The organism is Caballeronia eucalypticola, assembly GCF_047608185.1.
Lineage (GTDB): Bacteria > Pseudomonadota > Gammaproteobacteria > Burkholderiales > Burkholderiaceae > Caballeronia.
This window is the reverse complement of the sequence record NZ_JBLKRU010000013.1, coordinates 60311-80442: the sequence shown is the minus strand read 5'-3', so window position 1 is coordinate 80442 and position 20132 is coordinate 60311. Positions and strand designations below refer to the sequence as shown.

13 protein-coding genes are annotated in these 20132 nt (G+C 64.2%); 6 read left to right on the top strand and 7 right to left on the bottom strand.

What is annotated here, in order from left to right; translation table 11 throughout:
- Positions 1-11 precede the first annotated feature (11 nt).
- The 5 genes from ACMX25_RS17055 to ACMX25_RS17035 all read right to left on the bottom strand — a co-directional run bounded on the left by ACMX25_RS17055 (position 12) and on the right by ACMX25_RS17035 (position 8977).
- Entirely contained in the window at positions 12-464 is a 453-nt protein-coding gene (locus tag ACMX25_RS17055) for a hypothetical protein (protein ID WP_414951173.1), read from the bottom strand.
- Positions 461-4777, bottom strand: coding sequence for an RHS repeat-associated core domain-containing protein (locus tag ACMX25_RS17050; protein WP_414951172.1), 4317 nt, complete (start codon positions 4775-4777; stop codon positions 461-463). The genes ACMX25_RS17055 and ACMX25_RS17050 overlap by 4 nt, the downstream gene beginning before the upstream one ends.
- Complete coding sequence (locus ACMX25_RS17045; RefSeq protein ID WP_414951171.1) at positions 4774-6138, bottom strand: hypothetical protein; 1365 nt, start codon at positions 6136-6138, stop codon at positions 4774-4776. The genes ACMX25_RS17050 and ACMX25_RS17045 overlap by 4 nt, the downstream gene beginning before the upstream one ends.
- An 18-nt stretch (positions 6139-6156) precedes the next feature.
- On the bottom strand, positions 6157-8433 hold the full coding sequence (locus ACMX25_RS17040) for a type VI secretion system Vgr family protein (protein ID WP_414951170.1): 2277 nt from the start codon (positions 8431-8433) through the stop codon (positions 6157-6159).
- Between the two features lie 67 nt (positions 8434-8500).
- Entirely contained in the window at positions 8501-8977 is a 477-nt protein-coding gene (locus ACMX25_RS17035) for an Hcp family type VI secretion system effector (protein WP_414951169.1), read from the bottom strand.
- A gap of 138 nt (positions 8978-9115) precedes the next feature.
- Between ACMX25_RS17035 and tssE the strand changes: the two genes are divergently transcribed.
- From tssE to ACMX25_RS17005, 6 genes are all read left to right on the top strand, one after another.
- Positions 9116-9757 (top strand): type VI secretion system baseplate subunit TssE, encoded by a 642-nt coding sequence (gene tssE, locus ACMX25_RS17030; protein ID WP_414951168.1) that lies wholly within the window; start codon positions 9116-9118, stop codon positions 9755-9757.
- A 4-nt stretch (positions 9758-9761) separates the two neighbouring features.
- Positions 9762-11657 (top strand): type VI secretion system baseplate subunit TssF, encoded by a 1896-nt coding sequence (gene tssF, locus ACMX25_RS17025; protein WP_414951167.1) that lies wholly within the window; start codon positions 9762-9764, stop codon positions 11655-11657.
- Positions 11633-12808: a type VI secretion system baseplate subunit TssG gene (gene tssG, locus ACMX25_RS17020; protein WP_414951166.1), complete on the top strand. Its 1176-nt coding sequence runs from the start codon at positions 11633-11635 to the stop codon at positions 12806-12808. Before tssF ends, tssG begins: the two co-directional genes overlap by 25 nt.
- 43 nt (positions 12809-12851) lie before the next feature.
- Entirely contained in the window at positions 12852-15587 is a 2736-nt protein-coding gene (gene tssH, locus ACMX25_RS17015; RefSeq protein WP_414951165.1) for a type VI secretion system ATPase TssH, read from the top strand.
- An 83-nt stretch (positions 15588-15670) separates the two neighbouring features.
- Positions 15671-16984: a type VI secretion system-associated FHA domain protein TagH gene (tagH, locus tag ACMX25_RS17010; RefSeq protein WP_414951164.1), complete on the top strand. Its 1314-nt coding sequence runs from the start codon at positions 15671-15673 to the stop codon at positions 16982-16984.
- 9 nt (positions 16985-16993) lie between these two features.
- Positions 16994-17818 carry a PP2C family protein-serine/threonine phosphatase gene (locus tag ACMX25_RS17005; RefSeq protein WP_414951163.1) on the top strand — a complete coding sequence of 275 codons (825 nt, stop codon included), beginning with the start codon at positions 16994-16996 and terminating at the stop codon, positions 17816-17818.
- Between the two features lie 105 nt (positions 17819-17923).
- Here the strand turns inward: ACMX25_RS17005 and tssC are convergent, their stop codons facing one another.
- Both tssC and tssB read right to left on the bottom strand, forming a co-directional pair.
- The gene (tssC, locus tag ACMX25_RS17000) at positions 17924-19426 is read right to left on the bottom strand and encodes a type VI secretion system contractile sheath large subunit (protein WP_414951162.1); all 1503 of its coding nucleotides are present in this window, start codon (positions 19424-19426) and stop codon (positions 17924-17926) included.
- 57 nt (positions 19427-19483) lie between these two features.
- Positions 19484-20056 (bottom strand): type VI secretion system contractile sheath small subunit, encoded by a 573-nt coding sequence (gene tssB / locus ACMX25_RS16995; protein WP_414951161.1) that lies wholly within the window; start codon positions 20054-20056, stop codon positions 19484-19486.
- Between the last annotated feature and the right edge of the window lie 76 nt (positions 20057-20132).

Genomic DNA, 20132 nt, shown 5'->3' with positions numbered 1-20132 from the left:
AAAAATTCTTTCTAATCATAATCCAAATATTGACAAGTTATCTCGTCTGCGTCGCAGTCAATCTGGATTTGAAATCTCAAACTCAAATCAATAATTCTAATTTCATCACTAAGATATTTATTAAAATCAAAATTATGATTAAATCGAACTTGACCTTCAAGTTTATATGCGCCGCAAAACTTCCATTCCTCATCAAGAAGCACATAAGTTCCATAAGCGCACATCTTACCTTCGATGAAATCAAACAGTTCTTGCGCACAATTTACATTCACGGACTCACATCTACATACTTTCTTCTTTGACAGTAAAGCTATGATCTGGTCCGTTTTCTCTAAATCCAGAAATGCCCCAGCACTTATTTCACAATTCAATAAATAAGCAAGCTTTCGCGCATATTCCTCAGCGCAAATTTTTCCTTGAGCCCGCCGAAACAGCAAAGCTCTCTTGTTAGGTGCCGTATTCAAGAGCATCCCCTCTTAGGTGGTTTCACATAATAAGCCTTGCCCTTGCCATTACGCAGCGCTGGTCGTCCATATTTGTTTATCCGCGGCTTTCCATGATCATCTACCTTGACTCGACCAGCTTCCCAGTGTGGCTTGTCAGGATGACTGCTATCGAGTGTTTGCGCTTGAACCGACGAGAGACCTCGCCCGCCCCCCGGTGTTTCCGTTGCGTAAGTGTATTCTCGACCAGACTTATTTTGAGATTGACTGATCGGTTGCTGACTCGTAGGAATTCCTGCTTGCCTCATAGCTTCTCTGCGAGCGCCTCTAGAAGTAGGGAATGGATTTTCTTCACTTCCAAGTATCTCGTCACTTAACCCGAGTGGATCGATCCACCCAAACACGTTGGGCGCAAATTGATACGGATTTTCTCCGCCTTCCAGCCCAATCGGGTCCCGCGAGATGAAGCATCCGGTATTGGCGTCATAATACCTAAACCGGTTATAACTTAACCCACTCTCCCCATCATAATACTGCCCCTGCAACCGAATGGGCTGTTCAATCCTCCGCATCCCGTCCGAATCGATTCCACCAGTAACGCCGTATCGCCCTTCCCAGACAACGCTCCCATCATCCGCCCGCACCCTAACCGGCGCACCATGAGGATCGTTTTGATAGTAGAAGATCGAGGTTTCGTCCAAGCCATTCGACACGTTCATCGCAAGCGGCTCAAAAGTCCCGAGCCGATATGCGAAGAATCGAGCGCACGCTTTCGCCGCCCCCCCACCCGTCACGTCCCCGCCAAGCGCATCTCCATCCCACACGAACCACGTGCGCTCCGGCCCACCCTGCTTCCCCTTGCAAACCCTTCGGCTCAACGCGTCATAGAGATACTCCCACCGCTCACCCTTCTCATTGACCAAGCGCCGCAGCCGCCCGAAAGCATCCCACTGCAACGCCTGCTCCGCACCGTCCGGCGTCCTTCTCACAACCGTCTGCCCTGCGCGATCCATCTCCAGCACGGTCCCATCGTGATGCAGCAAAACACGCCCATCACCGCCCTCCCGCACCACCGCGAACCGATCCCCCGCCCGGTCATACACAAATCGCCGCACGTTCCCCGCCGGGTCCATATGCGCGACGATCTGCCCAAGCGGGTCATACCGATACGCATCCGCGCCCATCCGGCTATCGCGTCGCTGAGTGAGATTCCCCGAGGCGTCATATCGATACTCGGTGCTATCGTCAGCGCATCCTCTGCGCTCGGTCGCATGGCGCGCGAGACGCCCCGCCGTGTCGTAGCCGAATCGATACGTCAACCGCTCATTGACGCACTGCGCACTCAACCGCCCCACCGAATCGAACGCAAAGCGTAGCGGCTCGCTCTCGCCTATCTGCTGACTCGTGAGCGAGCCGCGCACGTCATAACCGAAGCGCTGCGTCTGCGAGAAAGCATCCTCATCCGCGCCCGCGTGACGCCAGGATTGCGTCTGAGACGCAAGCCGCCCCGCCGCGTCGTAGGTGTAATCGAGCGTACCCTCGCCGCCCTGCTGGCGTTGCGCTTCGCGCACGAGTCGCCCATCGGCGCTGTATTCACGCTGCACGAGACTAAACGGGTTGCGCGCTTCGACCAGTTGACCGCGCTGGTTGTACGCATAGCTCTCCTGCTCGCCATCCCCCGCGCGACGCGCCACAATGCGCCCCAGCGGGTCACACTTCATCTCCAGTGCCTGCCCCAACGGATCGACCGCGCGCGTCAGATGCCCGGCGATGTCGTACTCATAACGCCGCGCCTGTCCCCAGTAGTCGACTTCCTCTATCAACCGTCCGCCCGCATCGCGCACAAGCCGCCACAGCTCGCCGCGTTGATTCACGACGCCCGTCAACTGCTCTTCCGTGTCGTAGCGATACCCCACGCGAGTGCCATCAGGATCGATGCGCGTGCTGACGTTCCCCTGCCCGAAGTACTCGAAGCGTGTCTCGCGGCCCAGCTCATCGACATAACGCGTGAGATCATCTTCCGCGTCATAGCTGCAACGGATGTTGCGCTCGCCCGGCAACACGCACGACATCAACCTGTTCTTCGCATCGTGATGAAACAGACTCACGTCGCCGTTCGCATTGACCTGTCGGATCAGATTCCCGCGCGCATCGTGAGCAAAACGCGTCGAATGGCCAAGCGGATCGATGAGCCGGGCGACGAATCCATATGCGTCAAAATCGAGCCGCGTCTCCTGTCCCGCCGCATCGATCACACAGACAAGCTGCCCGCGCGCGTCATAGCGAAAGCGCGTGCGCACGCCAAGCGGTGTCGTCTGCGCGAGCAGGTTGCCGCGCGCATCCCACTCCTGCCGCCACTTGCCATCTTCCGGATCGACAATGCAAACCGGCTTCAAATCCTCGTCATAGCGCGTAGCGATCACGCTCTTGTCCGGCCGCGTCAGTTCAAGCAGATTGCCGAACGCGTCGTAATCCCATGTCGTCTTGTTGCCCGCCGGATCGATCTCCGCTGTCGTCCGGCATTGTTCGTCATACTGATAACTGTACACATCACCAAGCGGACCGATGCGCGCCACCGGCAATCCCCGATCGTCATACTGCAAGACCGTGGTGTGGCCGAGTGAATTTGTGAGCCGCGTCTCCAGCCGCTCCAGGTCGTACACGAAGCGATAATCGAACAGACCGTGATCGCCCCACGCGTGATCCACGCGCCAGAGGCCATCCTCGTGAAGCTGATGACTGTAATGAAACGAGAGCCCGTTACGGTCCGTGTGGCGAACCATGTTGCCGCGCGCCGCATACTCGAAGCAATACGGCTTCTCGAGTGCATCGAAGACCGCGACCAGATTGCGCGCCGCATCCAGCTCATAACGCACGAGCGGATGACTCAGGCCTTCGGCATCGGCCAGCGTGAAACGGCCGGCATCGACGAGGAGCTTGCGTCCGGTAGGCGCGTCGCCCGACCATTCCGCGACGCTGCGCATGGCGCCATCGGGCGCGCGCTCGAACTGCCATGCATTGCCGTTCAGATCGCTGAAGCGCGACAGGCGCAGAACCAGGCGCGCATGCGGCGCGAGAAACTCGACCTCTTCCTTCCAGGTGCGCGGCAACGGATAACGGTACTCGTGGCTCTCCCGCGTGCGCAGCACGAGGTCATCCCCGTCGCGATACAACGCGTGTCCGTTCTGCCAGTCGTACACGCGTGAATCCCACCCCGCTTGTGCGGGCAACTCCGCGAACGCGGTCAGGTGGTCGCAAAAGGCCGCGTAAGCGACAACATCACCCTCACACAGCGCGAGTTCGAGCCGAGTGTCGGCGGGCGTCTGCCAGCCATGCCCCGCGATACCGCAAAACGAGTCGTGGCTCGCGTAATAGCGGTTCCACTCGAGCGGCAAACGTCCGGCCACCGTGAAATCGCTCTGCTGCACGACCACCTCACCCGTGACGGAATTCACCGGCTCGGCATCGAAAATCACGCACTTGATGAACCCCGATGGCCAGTTCTTGAAGAGATCCTTGGCGAGTTGGGAGCCGCGAAATGCATCGAACAATCCCTTGAGGACGGCGGCCATGTTGAACATCGGCGGACCGCCGACGAGCACCGGGCGCCCGGCGGGAATCGGCAACATCACCGAGGTCGGCAGGGATAAATAACTCCGCTGCATGTGCGAGCCTTTCTTGTCGGTCGGCTTCAGGCCGACCGCCGAGCACGAGAGCGCGGGGAGCGCGGCGAACGACATCGGATCGTTATTGGCCAGCACCGTCTTGCTGCCCATGAACGCTTCCGAATCATGCGAAGGAATCTTGATGTCGGGGCCGCCAAAGCTCGCGCCTATCGGAAAATGCAGGCCCGGCATGTGATAGGTATGCGTGCCGATGGTCGTGCGCATCAAGCCGTTCACGAGAATCGGCCGACCGCCCCCGCCTGATCCCGCGCCCGCGCCGAGCGCGTTCTTGATGGCGTCGAGTTTCTCTTTGGCGGCATCCGCGGCGGCCTTCGCCTTCAGCGCTGCGGCAACGAACCGGTTCTTCTTCGCCTTCTCGACGGCGCTGCCCACCGCGGCCATCGCGCCGTTCGCCGCGTCCATCGCCTGCCGCGCAAGCGGGCTGTTATCGAGCACGGCTTGCATCGCGGCTTCTATCGCGGCTTCCTTGAGCGCGGCCTCGATCGCGCCTATCGCCGCCTTGGCCGCGTTGGAGTATTCGTCGAGGTCGAGAATGAAACCCACATGCGGATGCGGAATCGGCACCGGCACGGGCGACGGCGGCACGATCACCATATGGATGTCGATGCCCGCCACCGGGTCGAAATGTTTCGCGGCTGGGACGCTCATTGCGCTTGCACCTGAACGTTGGCCCGGGCGGCGCTGCGTGGTTCGCCTGGGCCAATGCCCAAGCTCTCGCGCCAGCGCGGACCGAACAGCGTGACGAGCCGCACATGAAGCGCATCGCGCCGCTCGTGCAGCGGACCGATGCGCTCGAGCATCCATTGCGCCACGACCGGCACATTGCTCTGCGCGCGCATTGGGGCATCCATGCGCCCGGCCGCCGCCAGCGCCCTGAACCCCGACTCGAGCGCCGGCTCGCGCCAATGCGCCCGGTCCAGGCACCACGCATGCATGCGCCACGCTTCGACCGTCAGAATTGCGTCCTCTGCCGCCTCGCAATGGACCGCCGCGCGCTCGTAGCACGGCACAGCCTTGAGCGGTTCATTGCGCGTAAGGTGAACACTCGCCTCGCCGAAGAGCGCATTGGCCGCGAGTTTGTTGCCCGCCGGATGCCCCGCTTCTATCGCCTTCGCGCCGCTCGCGAACGCACCGCGATACGCGTCCAGCGCCTGCCCGTGATCGCGCCACTTGAGAAACGCGGCGCCTGCAAGAAGGTCGACGACGACGCATTGATCAAACCATTTCGCCTCTTGCGCAACCGCGAGCGCCGCAGCGCGCAGACGCTTGAGGCGAGCGGGATCGTCGTGTTCGAGCGTCTCGGCCAGCTCGACGAACAGCCGCCTGAACTGCCCGCCCGGACCACGCTCGCCGGACTGCGCCACGAGTTCGCGCGGCACCGCTTGCATGTGGTACTTGCCATGCACGACCCGCACCGCTTTCGCCCACTGCCGCACGAAATCCGCGCACGGTGCTTCGTCGAGGATATGCGTGGCGTAACGCAGCCGCAAAGCGAACGCGTCGTGGTCCCGGTCTTGCGTGAGCAGCGTGGAGAGCCACGCGGAAAACGCCTTGTCGTCGCGCGCTTCGCCCGGCACGAACACCAGCACCATCACGAAGAAAAGATCCGCGTGATGGTCCATGAGACTTTCGACCACACGCAGCAGATAGCGCACGCCGGTTTCGCGCTGACGCACGGGCGGCCGCCAGTCCGCGACAATGTCGTTCTTCTCGCTGCCGGCGCGCCTTTCCTCGTAGAACGAAATGATTTCGGCGGCGAGCGCATCGGCGTAGCGTGCGGGTTGCTCGAACGGTGTGCGCAGGCACAGCACCGCGCTCGACATCTGCTCGCCCGCGCCGAAGTAGGTCTTGACGAGTTCCCGATCATGCTCGCTCGTTTGCCACAGCAAAAGCCGCGCATCGCGGTTGTGCATGAAGCTGAGCCAGTCGGCGTGCGCGTCGAGGAGGCGGCGTTCGACCGCATTCGTGGGCGTGAAGGGCTGCGTGACGGGTGGCATTGAGGGCGGCATGACCAAGCTCCTCGCGGCTCACGGATTGAGCATGAGCACGGTGCCTTCCACCGTGTTCTTCACGGTGGCCGAGCAACTTACCGTCATGCCTTTGATGGTGTGCGATTTCGCCCCTTTCGACGTGATGTTCTCGCCGTTGATCGTGATGTTCCCTTCGTTGTCCATCTCGATCGTCGACTTCCCGCACACGAGCTTCAACGACGTGCCCGCCGTCACCGTGATCTTCTGCGCGACGCCGATGTCCTGATTCCCCGACACATGCAGCGCCTGCGCGCCACCGACCGTCACGCTATGCGCGCCGTTGATCATCTCGCTCTGGTCGCCCTTGACCACCGCGTTGTGCGCCCCGTCCACGTTCAGGTCGTAGTCGGCGCCCACCTTGAGCTTCTTGCCCTCCGTGACCGTCTCTTCTTTCGACTTCGACACCATCTCGCGCTTGAAGCCGATCACGGTGACACTGCGGTCGCCGGTAACGGCAACAATGTCGTTGCCCTTGATCGACTCATGATGGTTCCCGCCGACGCTCGCGGTCTCGTCGTTCGTGATCGACTTGATACGGTTCGCCTGGAACGTGAGCGTCTCGTCGCCGGTCACGGTTTCGGTGCGCGTGCCCCTGATGGTCGTGAGCTCGTTTCGATCCACGCTCGCCGTGCGGTCGCGCTTCACGTGCGCGGTTTCGTCGTGGCCGATCGTCTTGCTCCGGTCGTAGCCCACCGAATGCGTTTCGCTTGCCTCCACTTCAAGGCTGTGATCGCGCTCCGCGTGAATCAGGAGTTGCTCGTGGCCCTTCTTGTCCTCAAAGCGCAACTCGTTGCAATGGGCGCCGGTGCCGCCCGTGGTCGAGCGGCTCTTCACGCCCCACTGCGTCATGTTCGCGGGCAGGTCGTACGGCGGCATCTGGTCGGCGTTGTATAGCCGCCCGACGATGATCGGCCGGTCAGGATCGCCTTCCAGGAAATCGACGATCACCTCCTGGCCAATGCGCGGAATGGCGACCATGCCCCAGTTCTTGCCGGCCCACGGATGGCTCACGCGAATCCAGCACGAGCTGTTTTCATCGGACTTGCCAACGCGGTCCCAGAAGAACTGCACCTTCACGCGGCCATGATTGTCGGTGTAGATCTCGTCGGTCTTGCGTCCTACCACGACGGCGGTCTGCGGGCCGCGCACCGTCGGCCGCTTCGTGATCCGGGCGGGTGCGAACGGCCGTTTCGCGTCGATGGCGCTGAAGCGGCAGGCGAAGCGCGTCGCGTGCCCTTCGCCAAGGCTCTCATAATCCGCGTAATCGATCTCGAACTCGGCGCGCGTGACCAGGTACTGGATGTTCTGTTCTTTACGCGGATGATCTTCAAGCGTGAAGAGCGCGCCGACCTGCAAGCCGCGCGCATTGGTGAGCGCGTCCACGCGATGCCAGTCCGGTCCGCTGTCGTCGTAGTCGCTGGCTTCGTCGCCGCGCGTGCGCACGCGGCTATCGCCGTAATCGGGCGCAACGTAACCGCCCGGATAGTCGAACTGCTCGAGATCGCTGAAGTCGTCGAAGCCCGGCATGTCCTTGACGGACTGCTTGAGCAGCGGCCGCGTGGGATTCTCGAAGTCGTAATCGGTCAGTACGAAATTGCGCGTCTCAATCGCGTAATGCGTTTCCCATTGCGTCACGAACTCCATCAAAGGCACGCCTGCCTCCGAGCTGCGAAACGGCAGTTGTTCGTAGCCCGGCGTGCATTCGTGCACCGCGGCGCCATCGCCGAAAACGAGCGTTTCGTTGCCGTCGCGCTCCTGGAACCAGTAGCAGATGCCTTCGTCCTCCAGCAGGCGGCTGATGAACGCAAAGTCGGACTCGCGGTACTGCACGCAGTATTCGCGCGCCGGGTGATGGCGTGCATCGGCCTGCCAGCGGATCTCGCCTTGCTCCAGGCTTTGGTACATCGGATCCGCGAGCACCGCCTTGACGATATCGGGCACCGCCATGTTCTGGAAGATGCGGCAGTTGGTGCGCCGGGTCAGCAGCCACAGCCACGGGCGGATGCACGCGCGGTAAGCGTGCATCCGCCCGTGCATGCCGCATTGCCGGAAGGTGACGACATAACCCGGCATCGCCCGCTCGCCGCCGTCCGGCAGCGCGATGCGCACCGTCACACGCTGGCCGAGCACCTTGCATAGCTCGATGTCGCCGCGTGCGGACAGCAGGATCACGTCGTAGCGCGTCAGACGCCCCAGTTCGACCGTGCCGCGCAAGGTATGAAACAGCAGGTCCTGGCCTAGCGGCGTATCGATGCTCATCGCAGCAGAAGTCATGCATGCACCCCCGAGGGCTATCGTGAAGCAGACGTGAAAGCAGTCGTGAAACGAGGCGTGCGCCGCTTCAGCGGAGTTCGTGCGTCTTGGTGTTCCAGCCCGCCTTGACCGAACCCTTCATGCTGCCGTCATCGCCTTGCTGCTTGTATTCGTGCTCGATGTCTTCATAGGCGAGGTGCACGGTGCTCACGGTCGCGTCGGTCTGGCAGTCGTGCGAGATGTGCGTGACGAATGCGTTCTTGAGCGTGACGGTCAGGTATTCCTTCTGGCCATCGCCCGATTTCGATACGACGAGCTTCACGTTCGGCAAATGCTTGCCCGCCGCGCAATGGCGCTGGAGCACGGGCGACGCCTTGTCGTAGTGATGCGTGAACTCGAGGTGGTGCGGCTCGGCCTTGCCGCTGCCGAGACCGCCTCCGTGATCCGCGCTGTGCTTGTTGGTTACGCCACATTTCCAGCTCAGCAACTGGATGGTCTTCTCGGCGCCCTTTTTGACGCTTTCGCCTTCGATGCCGTCGATCTTGAGATAGATATCGTTTGCCATTGAGGACTCCGCTTGAAAGTCATGGGGAAACTGCATCGGCAAGACGGGCGTGGACCGGTTCTTTTGAAAAGCGGCCGGCTTCGCTAGTTGTAGTGGAAGCAATGGAGCGCGCGTTACGGCGTTTCAAAGCGCGGGCACATGGTTCGTCCTGTAGCAGACGGCGCATTCGCACGGCCGCCGTATGTGCCGTATGTGCCGTATGTGCCGTATGTGCCGTATGTGCTGTATGCGCCGTACCCGCCCTCCCCCTGCACAAGACACGAGACACGCGACATGATCGAGACGACCCGCGGCATGCGCCTCCAGCCATCACTGCTCGATCGCTTGACCGACGAGCATCCGCAGCGCAAGAGCGAGCCGCTGGACGCGCGCCTGATGTCTGGCGAAGGACTGCGCGCGTCGGTGCTGCGCGAGCTGCGCTGGCTCTTCAACGCGGCGGGGCAGCCGCGCGATATCGACGCCAGCCTTCATCCGTACGCAAGCGATTCCGTGCTGAACTACGGCTTGCCGAACTTCGTCGGCGGCTTTGCGGCGAGCGTCGACGTGCCGCGCCTGCACACAGCGATCCGCGAGGCCATCGTGCGCTTCGAGCCGCGCATCCTGCCGTCGTCAATCGAGATCGAGCGGGCGGGCGGCGACCAGGCGGACGAATCCCTCAAACAGATCGCGCTCGTGATTCGCGCGCTGTTGTGGTTTCGCCCGGCTTCGCTCGCGATCGTCCTGCGCACGCAGATCGATCTGGAAGACGGCGGCGTGACCGTGCACGAAGCGGGAGCGTGACGCCATGGATCCGCGCCTGCTGCGCCACTACGAAACGGAATTGCGCTATCTGCGCGAGATGGGCGCCGAGTTCGCGCGCGACTTTCCGAAGATCGCCGGCCGCCTCGGCTTGCAGCACGATGGCAGCACCGAAGTCGCCGACCCTTATGTCGAGCGCTTGCTGGAAGGCAGCGCGTTTCTCGCGGCGCGCGTGCAACTCAGGCTCGAAGAGGAATTCCCGCGCTTCACGCAACGCATGATGCAAACGTTGATGCCGCAAGCGCTCGCGCCCACGCCGTCGATGCTCGTCGCGCAACTGCAACCCGACTTCAGCAACCCGAACCTGGCGCGCGGCTTCACGCTGCCGCGCGGCGCGATGCTCGCCTCGAAGGAGGCGCTCAACACCCGCACCGCGTGCCTGTTCCGGACCGGCTGCGCGTTGTCGCTGTGGCCGCTGGAGGTCACGGAAGCGGCCTGGCTGCCACGCGCGAGCGACCTGCCGCTGGCCGGAGCACAGGCGCTCGCGCCCTTCGTGAACCGCGTGCGCGGCGTGCTGCGGCTTCGGCTCTGCGTGCCGGAGGGGCTGAGCGTTAACATGCTCGCTCTCGATACACTCACGCTCTTTTTCAGCGGCGACGAAACGGTGGCGTGGCGGTTGCACGAAGCCGTGTCGTCGCATGCGCTCGCGCTCACCGTGAGCGCGCCGGCGCGGCCGCTGCAGCGGCTCTTTCCACTGGCGGCGAGTGCCGTGTCTCATCCGGGTTTCGACGATGACGAAGCGCTGCTGCCCGTCACCGCACAGGGCTTGCGCGGCTACCGGCATCTGCGCGAATACTTCGCCTTCGCGCCGCGTTTTCGCTTCCTGCGCATCGCGGGTCTGGCGCAGGCGCTCCCGTATATTGAAGGGCGCGAATTCGAGATCAACGTGCTCATCGACCGGGCCGATGCCGCGCTTGAACATACGGTTTCCCGTGAGCACGTGCTGCTGCATTGCGTACCCGCCGTCAACCTGTTCCCGAAGCAGGCCGACCGCGCGCTCGTGAGCGATCAGAGCACCAATTTCCACGTGGTGCCCGACCGCTCGCGCCCGCTCGATTTCGAGGTGCATTCGGTCTGCGGGGTGCGCGGCTACGGCGGCAGCGTGACGGGCGAGCAGGTCTTCCAGCCGTTCTACGCCGCGTTCCACGACGCGCGCACCGACCATGCCGCCTATTTCACGAGCGAACGCGCACCGCGCGGCGTGGACACCGTGCGTCGCGCGGGTGGCATCGATACGGGATATGTTGGCAGCGAAATGTACGTGTCGGTCGTCGACGCGCGGCAGGCGCCGTGGCCGCGCACGCTGCGCCAGCTCGCCTTCGAAACGCTTTGCACTAACCGGGACCTGCCGCTGGCCCTGCCGCTTGGCGGTGCCAAGGGCGATTTCACGCTCGATTGCGCCGCGCCGGTGCGCGCCATTCGCCGCGTGTGCGGGCCGTCCCGCCCGATTCCCGCGATCCTCGACGCGCAGGATGGCTGGCGGCTCGTCGATCATCTTTCGCTCAACTACCTGTCCCTGCTCGATACCAACCCCGAGGAAGGCGCCGCTGCCCTGCGCGCGCTCCTGATGCTGCACGTGGCGCCCGGCGATGCGCAAGCCGCCGCCCAGGCCGCCGGCGTGCGCTCGGTGCGTGCGGTGCCGGTGGTACGCCGTCTCGCGATACCCGGTCCGATCACCTTCGGGCGCGGCCTCGCCGTCGAGCTGGTCTTCGACGAAACCGCTTTCGCCGGCGCGGGCGCGCACCTGCTCGCGCGCGTGCTCGACACATTCTTCGCGCGTTACGTATCGATCAATTCCTTTGTTCAAACCACCGTGCGCGGCGTGGACGGGCGCACGATTCACTCAGGATCCCCGCGATGCGGCGGCCGACCGACGATCTGAGCGTCCCGCACGAGGACACTCGTGCGCGCGAGCTCGCGGACTACTTGCGGGAAGTCGCCGACGCGCCGCATCGGCATCACTTTTTCCAGGTCTTGCGGCGCGTCGAGGCGTTGACGCCGGGCTTGCCGCGCCTCGGGTGCGCGCCGCGTCCGGCGCAGGAGCCGCTGCGCATTGCGCAGACGCCGTCGCTCGCGTTCGCCCCGGCGCCGATCGCGTCGCTCGAGTGCGCCTTCGAGCCGGATGGAAATCCAGATGCCGCCGATGCCCATTCCCATGCCCATGCGCATTCCCTCGTGCGCCCCGCGCGGCTGTCGCAATACTTCTTCGGCTTGCTTGGGCCAAACGGGCCGCTGCCGCTGCATCTGACCGAATACGCGCGCGACCGTCTGCTGCATGAACACGACGAGACCCTCGTGCGTTTTCTCGATCTGCTCACGCATCGTTACGCATTGCTTTTTTATCGCGCGTTCGCGCAGGCGCAGCCGGCCGCCAGTCTCGACCGCGCCGGAGACGACCGCTTTGGCCGGTTCATTGGCGCGCTGTTTGGAATCGGCCACGCGAGTTGCCAGCGTCGCGACGCCGCGCACGATCACCTCAAGCTGCGCCATGCCATGCACTTCGCCAAGGAGACGCGCCCGCCCGAGGGACTGCTCTCGATACTTGCCGACGGCCTGCGGGTGCCGCTGCGCCTGGAACCATTCGTCTGCGAGCGCCTTGCGGTGGCGGCCGACGAGCGGCTCACGCTCAGCGCGAGCCGGCGCCTTGGCGAGAGCACCGTGCTGGGCGCGCATGTGCTGACGCGCCAGTTCAGGTTCCGCTTGATCGCCGGGGCGCTCACGCTCGCTGAATTCATCTCGCTCCTGCCGGGCGGCGAGCGCCTGCCGGTGCTTACGGCGCTGGTGCGCCAATACCTGAATCGCGAACTCGCGTGGGACGTGCACCTCGTGCTCCAACGCGACGAAGTGCCGGAACTCCGGCTCGGCCGCGGCGCGCGCCTCGGCTGGACCACGTTCTTCGCGGGCCGACCGGGCGACACGCAAGCCGCAAGCGGCCCGCTCATCGACGCGGAAATGCGCGTGCCGCTGCCAGGCTCCGAGTATCCGCCGCCACAACCTCGTTCCAATCCGCGCCCGGGCAATTCGTCCAGGTAGGTCTCGGCAAGTCTTGGCAAGAACCGATCGAAAGGGAGAAATCATGGACCGCACCACCTTCGCGATGTATATCGGCAAGTTCAATCCGCTCGTGCACGACGCGATGATCGAAGCGACGAGTTTCTGCGCCAGCCGGCGCAATCCCTATGTCGAACTCGAGCACCTGTTCGAGGTGCTGTTGCGCAATGCCGGCAGCGATCTCATGCGTATCGTCGATCATTACGGCATCGATGCCGCACGCCTTGCCGCCGACCTGACGCGCGCGCTGGAGCGTCTGCCGCGCGGGCGCACATCGGAACCCGTGCCGTCCACGCCGCTCATCGACGCCATCGACGCGGCCTGGTCCCACGCCACGCTGGTCTGCCACGATGCGCAGGTGCGCAGCGGCTATCTGCTGATCGCGCTGCTCGACAAGTTCCAGAAGCGCATGCTCCTTCTCGCGATGTCGAAGCAGTTCGAGCGCATCAAGCTGGACAATCTGCGTGACAACTTCGACGCCATCACGCACGGCGACGCCGAGGACGGCCTGATTGCGCAGGATGGCGTGGTGTTCGCGAGCGCCGCGTCGATGGGACAGGCGGCGCAATTGGGGCAATTGGGGCAATTGGGGCAATCCGGTCAATCGCCGCAGGGCGCCGGATCGGCCGGACCGGACGTCCGGCTCGATGCACTCACGCGCTACGCCGTGGATCTTACGGCGCGGGCCGCGCGCGGCGAGCTGGATCCGGTCACCGGCCGCGACGAGGAGATTCGCCAGATCGTCGACGTCCTGATGCGCCGCCGCCAGAATAACCCGCTTCTCACCGGCGAGGCGGGCGTCGGCAAGACGGCGATTGTCGAAGGCTTCGCGCAGCGGCTTGCGAGCGGCGACGTGCCGCCGCCGCTCGCGAACGTCGCGCTGTTCGCGCTCGATCTCGGCCTGCTGCAGGCGGGCGCGGCCCTCAAGGGCGAGTTCGAGAAGCGCCTGCGCCAGGTGATTGACGAAGTGCTGGCGAGTCCGCGCCCCATCATTCTTTTCATCGATGAAATCCATATGCTCGTGGGCGCGGGCGGTGCAGCGGGCACCGGAGACGCCGCGAACCTGCTCAAGCCCGCGCTTGCGCGTGGCAATCTGCGCACCATCGGCGCCACGACCTGGGCCGAGTACAAGCAATACATAGAAAAGGACCCGGCGCTCACGCGGCGCTTCCAGGCGATCCAGGTCGCCGAGCCGGACGAAGCGCGCGCCCTCGACATGCTGCGCGGCGTCGCGCCGGTGCTGGAGGCGCATCACCGGGTGCATCTGCTCGATGAAGCCATGGAAGCCGCCGTGCGGCTTTCGCATCGCTATATTCCGGCACGCCAGTTGCCCGACAAGGCGGTGAGCCTGATCGACACCGCCTGCGCGCGCGTGACCGTGAGCCAGCACGCGACGCCCGCCGCGGTCGAGGACCTGCAGCGGCGCATCGAGGCGTTGCGCGTGGAGGCCGCGATCCTCGAACGCGAACGGAGCATCGGGCTTGAGCGCGGCGGCCGCGCCGCGGCGCTCAATGACGAGCTGGCCTCGCAGCAAGCCGCGCTCGACAAGCTGCAGGCGCGCTGGAAGGAAGAGCGCGCGCTCGTCGAACAGATGTTTGCCGCGCGGGCGGCGCTACGCGAGCCCACCGAAGCCGGCGCTTCCGGCTTTCCCGAGGCTGCCGCCGCCGACCGGCGCGCAACCCTGCTCGCCGGACTGCGCGACTGTCAGGCCCGACTCAGTGCGTTGCAGGGCGAAACGCCGCTCGTGCTCTCCAGCGTCGATGAAGGCGCCGTGGCGAGCGTCGTCGCCGACTGGACCGGCATCCCGCTCGGCCGCATGATGCGCGACGAGATCGACACCATCCTGAAGCTGCCTGACATTCTCGACCAGCGCGTGATCGGACAGCGCCATGCGCTCAGGACCATCGCGCGGCGGATCCAGACATCACGTGCGCGTCTCGACGAGCAGTGCAAGCCGGTGGGCGTATTCCTGCTGTGCGGCAGCTCGGGCGTCGGCAAGACCGAAACCGCGCTCGCGCTCGCTGAAACACTGTTTGGCGGCGAGCAGAACGTGATCACGGTCAACATGAGCGAGTTCCAGGAAGCGCATACCCTGTCGACGCTCAAGGGCGCGCCTCCCGGCTACGTGGGCTATGGCAAGGGCGGCGTGCTCACCGAGGCGGTGCGGCGCAGGCCTTATAGCGTCGTGTTGCTCGACGAGATCGAAAAGGCGCATCCCGACGTGCACGAGCTCTTCTACCAGGTCTTCGACAAAGGCTCGATGGAAGATGGCGAGGGACGCCGTATCGATTTCAGGAACACGATCATCCTGCTTACGTCGAATGTGGGCGACGCGCTCATCCAGCGCGCGTGCCGCGCGAGCGCGTCGCTGCCCTCGCCCGAGGAACTCACCGCGGCCTTGCGCGCACCGTTGCTCGACGTGTTTCCCGCGGCCCTGCTCGGCCGTCTCGTCACGGTGCCGTATTACCCGCTCAGTGACGAGATGATCGGGCGCATCGTGCGGCTGCAGCTCGAGCGCATCGCACGGCGCGTGGCGGAGCACCATCACGTGTCGTTCAAGTACGACGAAGCCGCGGTCGAGCTGATCGTCGCGCGCTGCAACGATGTGGAAGCGGGCGGACGCGCGATCGGCGCGCTGCTTACCAACACCGTGCTGCCGCGCATCTCGACCGAGTTCCTCAGCCGCATCGCGAACGGTGCGCCGCTCACGCACATCGGGCTGGCCGTGCGCGACGGCGACTTCGACTACAGCTTTGAATGAACGCGCCCACGACCCTGTCACTCGCTGCGCGTGGCTTTTTCCAGCCTCGCGCGCCAGGCGGGTTTTTCAAGGAAGCATGACCGATGCTCACGCTCACCGTCACCGCCTGCCGCGGGCAGCCGCTCGCCGAACCGCTTAGCGCCTCGTTCGATGTCGAAGGCGGCACCATCGGCCGAGCCGAGACCAGCCGGCTCGTGCTGGCCGATCCCGAGCGGCTCGTATCGCGCGTGCATGCGCGCGTCGAGCGCCGCGGGGGCCGCTGGCAGCTCGCGCAGCAGGGCGCCAATCCCGTGCTGGTGAACGGCCGCCCGGTTGCGGCCGGAGACGAAGTCGCGCTTGAGCACGGCGATGCCGTGCAGATAGGCGCTTACGACATCATGGTGCGCATCGACGCAGCGGCGCAGGCTTGTTCCGCGTCGTCTTGTGAGTCGTCTCATGCCCAGTTCGCCGACGCGGACAGCAGCTTCGACGTGCCCGGCCACACCGAGACGGATCCACTGCGCTTTTTCATGCCGGAACACGCGCCCCGGCGCGTACCGAGGCCCGCTGCGTCACCACTCGCCGAACCGGTGTCCGCGCCCAACACACACCAGGGCGACAACCCGATGGAGAGCCTCTTGCGCGCGACGCAGGACGTGCCGCCCCGCGCCCTGCCGGAAAGCGGGCTTGGCATCGAGAGCGCGTTCATCACGCCCGAGTTCACGACGCCGCGCGCGAGCGTTGCCGAACCGGCACGCAAGGAGGCACCGGCCGCTCAGGTCAACGTGGACGCGGACGTGAACAGGGACATGAGCAGGGACGTGAGCGCGCTGTCGCTGCGCGCCTCTTTCGCGCGCGGCGCGGGCATCGATGACGCGGACCTCGCGGAATTCACCCCCGAGTTCGCCGAACGGCTCGGCGCGCTCTTGCGCGAAGCCTTGCAGGGCACGGTCGATCTGCTCATCGCGCGTCAGGCGGTCAAGCAGATGCTGCACGCGCGGCTCACCCTGATCGAGCCGCGCGACAACAATCCCCTCAAGCATGCAGCCAATGCCGATGCGGCGCTGCGCAGCGTACTCGGCGTACCACGGCGCGGCTATCTGGGCGGCAGCGCCGCCTTGCGCGATGCCTGCAACGATTTGCGAGCGCATCAGTTCGGCTTTCTGGCGGGCTTGCGCGGCGCCATCGGCGGAATGTTCGAACGTTTCTCGCCGCAACGCATCGATGCGCTGCTGCCACCGCCCTCGAATGCGCAGAACCTTCTGCCGGTCCTGCGCGACGCGCAACGGTGGCGCAGCTTCGCGGCGCTCTATGCGCGTCTCGTAGGTGAATCGGAAGAAGATTTTTTCACGCTGTTCGGTGCGGCATTTCGTTCGGCATACGAAGAATCCGTCGAGCAGCATAAACATCAAGATTAGAGGAACCCGATGCGTTTCGATCTTGCCAGCATCACGGATCGCGGCGGACGCCGGAGCAACGAAGACCGGCTCGCGCTCATCCGGCACACGCGGCTGCTAGCGGGCGTCGTCGCCGATGGCGCCGGCGGCCACGGCGGCGGAGACGTCGCGGCGCAACTCACCGTCGACACCGTTTGCGCGGTGCTCGGCCAATGCGCGATGCACACCGCCATCAGCACCGCGCAACTGGCCGATGCGCTATTCGCCGCGAATCGCGCCATCGTGCAAGCGCAGGCAGCCGGTGGCGTCCTCGCGCACATGCGCTCGACTGCCGCGGTCCTCGCCATCGATCCGCTCACCGCGAGCGCCGCCTGGGCGCATTGCGGCGACACGCGCATCTACTGTTTTCGCCAGGGGCGCACGGCGCTGCAGACCGTCGATCACAGCATGGTCCAGAACCTGGTCGACGCGCGTCTGCTCGCCTCGCACGAAATGCGCGGCCATCCAATGCGCAGCCTCCTGCTCGCCGCGCTCGGCACGACCGATGCGCTGGAAGTGGAGGCGGCGACCACGCCCTTCGCGATCGCGGACGGCGACACGTTCCTCATCTGCAGCGACGGGCTGTGGGAACACATAGACGAAGCCGAGATGATCGAGTCGATCGGCGAGGCCGACGACGCCAATGGCTGGCTTGCGGCGCTCGCCGCGCGCGTGCGGCGCGTCGCGCCGCCGCAGGCGGACAACCTCAGCGCGGTTGCCGTGTGGGCGGGCGCGCCGAGAGAGGTGACGATCCTGGCCTTGAAGCCGGACGACCCGGCCGCGGCCCAGACGCGTGGCGTGAGGATCACGTCATAAATCGCTTGATAAGTCACTTCATAATTCACTTCATAATTCACGCGATAAAAAAAGCCCCGCCGGCGTGGCGGGGCTGCGTAGCCGTGCGCTCGCGCACGGCCTTTCCTAGCCTTTCACTTCCGGCAAGCGCGACACGAGCCGCAGTGATACGCCCAGCTTTTCCAGTTGATAATGCGGCCGCAACCAGAACGTCGCGCGGTAATACCCCGGCTTGCCCTCCTCTTCCTGCACCTCGACCTTGGCGGCCGCCAGCGGCTTCTGCGACTTGGTGATGACCGTCGAATTGGCCGGATCGCCGTCGACGTAATCGCTGATCCAGCCGTTCAGGAATTTCTCCATGTCCTCGCGTTCCTTGAACGAGCCGATCTGCTCGCGGCACAGATGCTTGAGGTAGTGCGCGAAGCGGCTGCATGCGAACACGTAGGGAAGCCGCGCCGACAACTCGGCGTTCTCGTTGGCGAAGGAACGATTGTATTTGGCCGGCTTCTGCAAGGTCTGCCCGCCCATGAACACCGCTTCGTCGCTGTGCTTGCGATGGATCAGCGGCAGCAAGCCGTTGTTGGACAGTTCGAACTCGCGGCGCTCCGAAATGGCGATTTCAGTTGGGCACTTCGAGTCCACGCCGCCATCGTCGGTCGGGAATGCGTGAAGCGGCAGGTTCGGCACGCTGCCGCCGCTTTCGGCGCCGCGGATGCGCGTGCACCAGCCATACAGCTTGAACGACCGGTTGATGTTCACCGCCATGGCATACGCGGCATTGGCCCAGGCGTAGCGTTCGTGGTTGGTGCCGTCCACGTCTTCCTCGAAATCGAACGCGCTCACCGGATCGGTCTTCGCCCCGTAAGGCAGCCGCGCGAGAAAGCGCGGCATGGTGAGCGCGAGATAGCGCGAATCGTCGGAATCGCGCAACGAGCGCCAGGGCGCGTAGTCGTCGGTCACGAAGATCTTGCTGACATCGCGCTTGTTGTCGAGTTCCTGCCACGAATCGAGACCGAGCAGCGACGGCGCCACGGCGGCCACGAACGGCGCATGCGCGGCCGCGGCCGTCTTGGCGATCTCGCCCAGCAGCTTGACGTCCTGCGGATGATGATCGAAGTAATAGTCGCCGATGATCGCACCATAAGGTTCGCCGCCCAGCACGCCGAACTCGTGCTCGTACACGCGCTTGAAGAACGGCGTCTGATCCCACCCCGCGCCCATGGCGCCGCGCAGCATGTCGCCCAGCTCCTGCTTCTTGATGTTCAGCACGCGGATCTTGAGCTTGGTGTCGGTCTCGGTGTTGCGCACGAGGTAGTCGAGTCCGCGCCAGGCGCCTTCCAGCCGTTGGAAATCCGGGTGATGCAGGATCAGGTTGACCTGCCGGGTCAGCTTCTCGTCGATTGCCGCGATCATCGCATCGATGGTTCGCAGCGTGTCGTCGGAGACAAGCGAATCTTCCTGCAGCGCCTGCTGCGCGAGCGTCTGAAGGGCGCTTTGCACGGCGCGTTCGGCCTCATCGGTGCGGGGCCGGAATTCCTTCTGCAGCATGTTGTAGAAGAGGTCGAATTTGGCGTCGGCCGCCTCGGGCGCGAGCGCCGCGGTCTCAAGATTGGTGATGGTGTCGGGCATGGCAAAGTCCTCGCTGGCGAGTCATGAAGATCGTTGAGATGATCGGGGTCATCGGGATCATTGATCGTTGGGAGAAGCTGCGTCCGGATTCGCTGGGTCCGCGGCGTCGTCATCGGATGCGCCCGGCACGGCCGCGTCGTTCCTGCCGGCGGCGAGCAGCCTTAGATAATCCGGATTCCTCAAGGCCTCGGTGAGCGCCTTCTCCGCCCCGCCCCTGCCGTCGAGCATCAGCTTGAGGCGGTCGAGTTGCATGCGGACCTTCAGGTACTCGTTCAGTTCGGGCACGTTGCGCGCGATCGCGCCCGGGCCGAAATCATCCATCGACGTGAAGGTGAGCGCGACCTGCAGGTTGTCCTCGTCGGTCAGGGTGTTCTTCACGGTGAAGGCGACGGACGGTTTCATGGCCGCCAGACGTCCCGCGAAGGTGTCGATGTCGTATTCCAGGAAGTCGCGATCGTTGACGGGCGGCACGGTGTCGGTCGTCTTGCCGCTCAGGTCCGACAGCACGGCCATGACGAACGGAAGTTCCTTGCGTTTCTCCGCGCCGCCTTCCTCCACATCCATTTGGATCTGCACGCGCGGCTCGCGGTTGCGGCTGATCCATTTCTGTCCACTATCCATGATTTGCATCCTCCATAAAGACGACAGTCAAGGGACTGTCGACAAGACGATTCACATCGCGCGTATTGAAAAAAATCCCTCGACC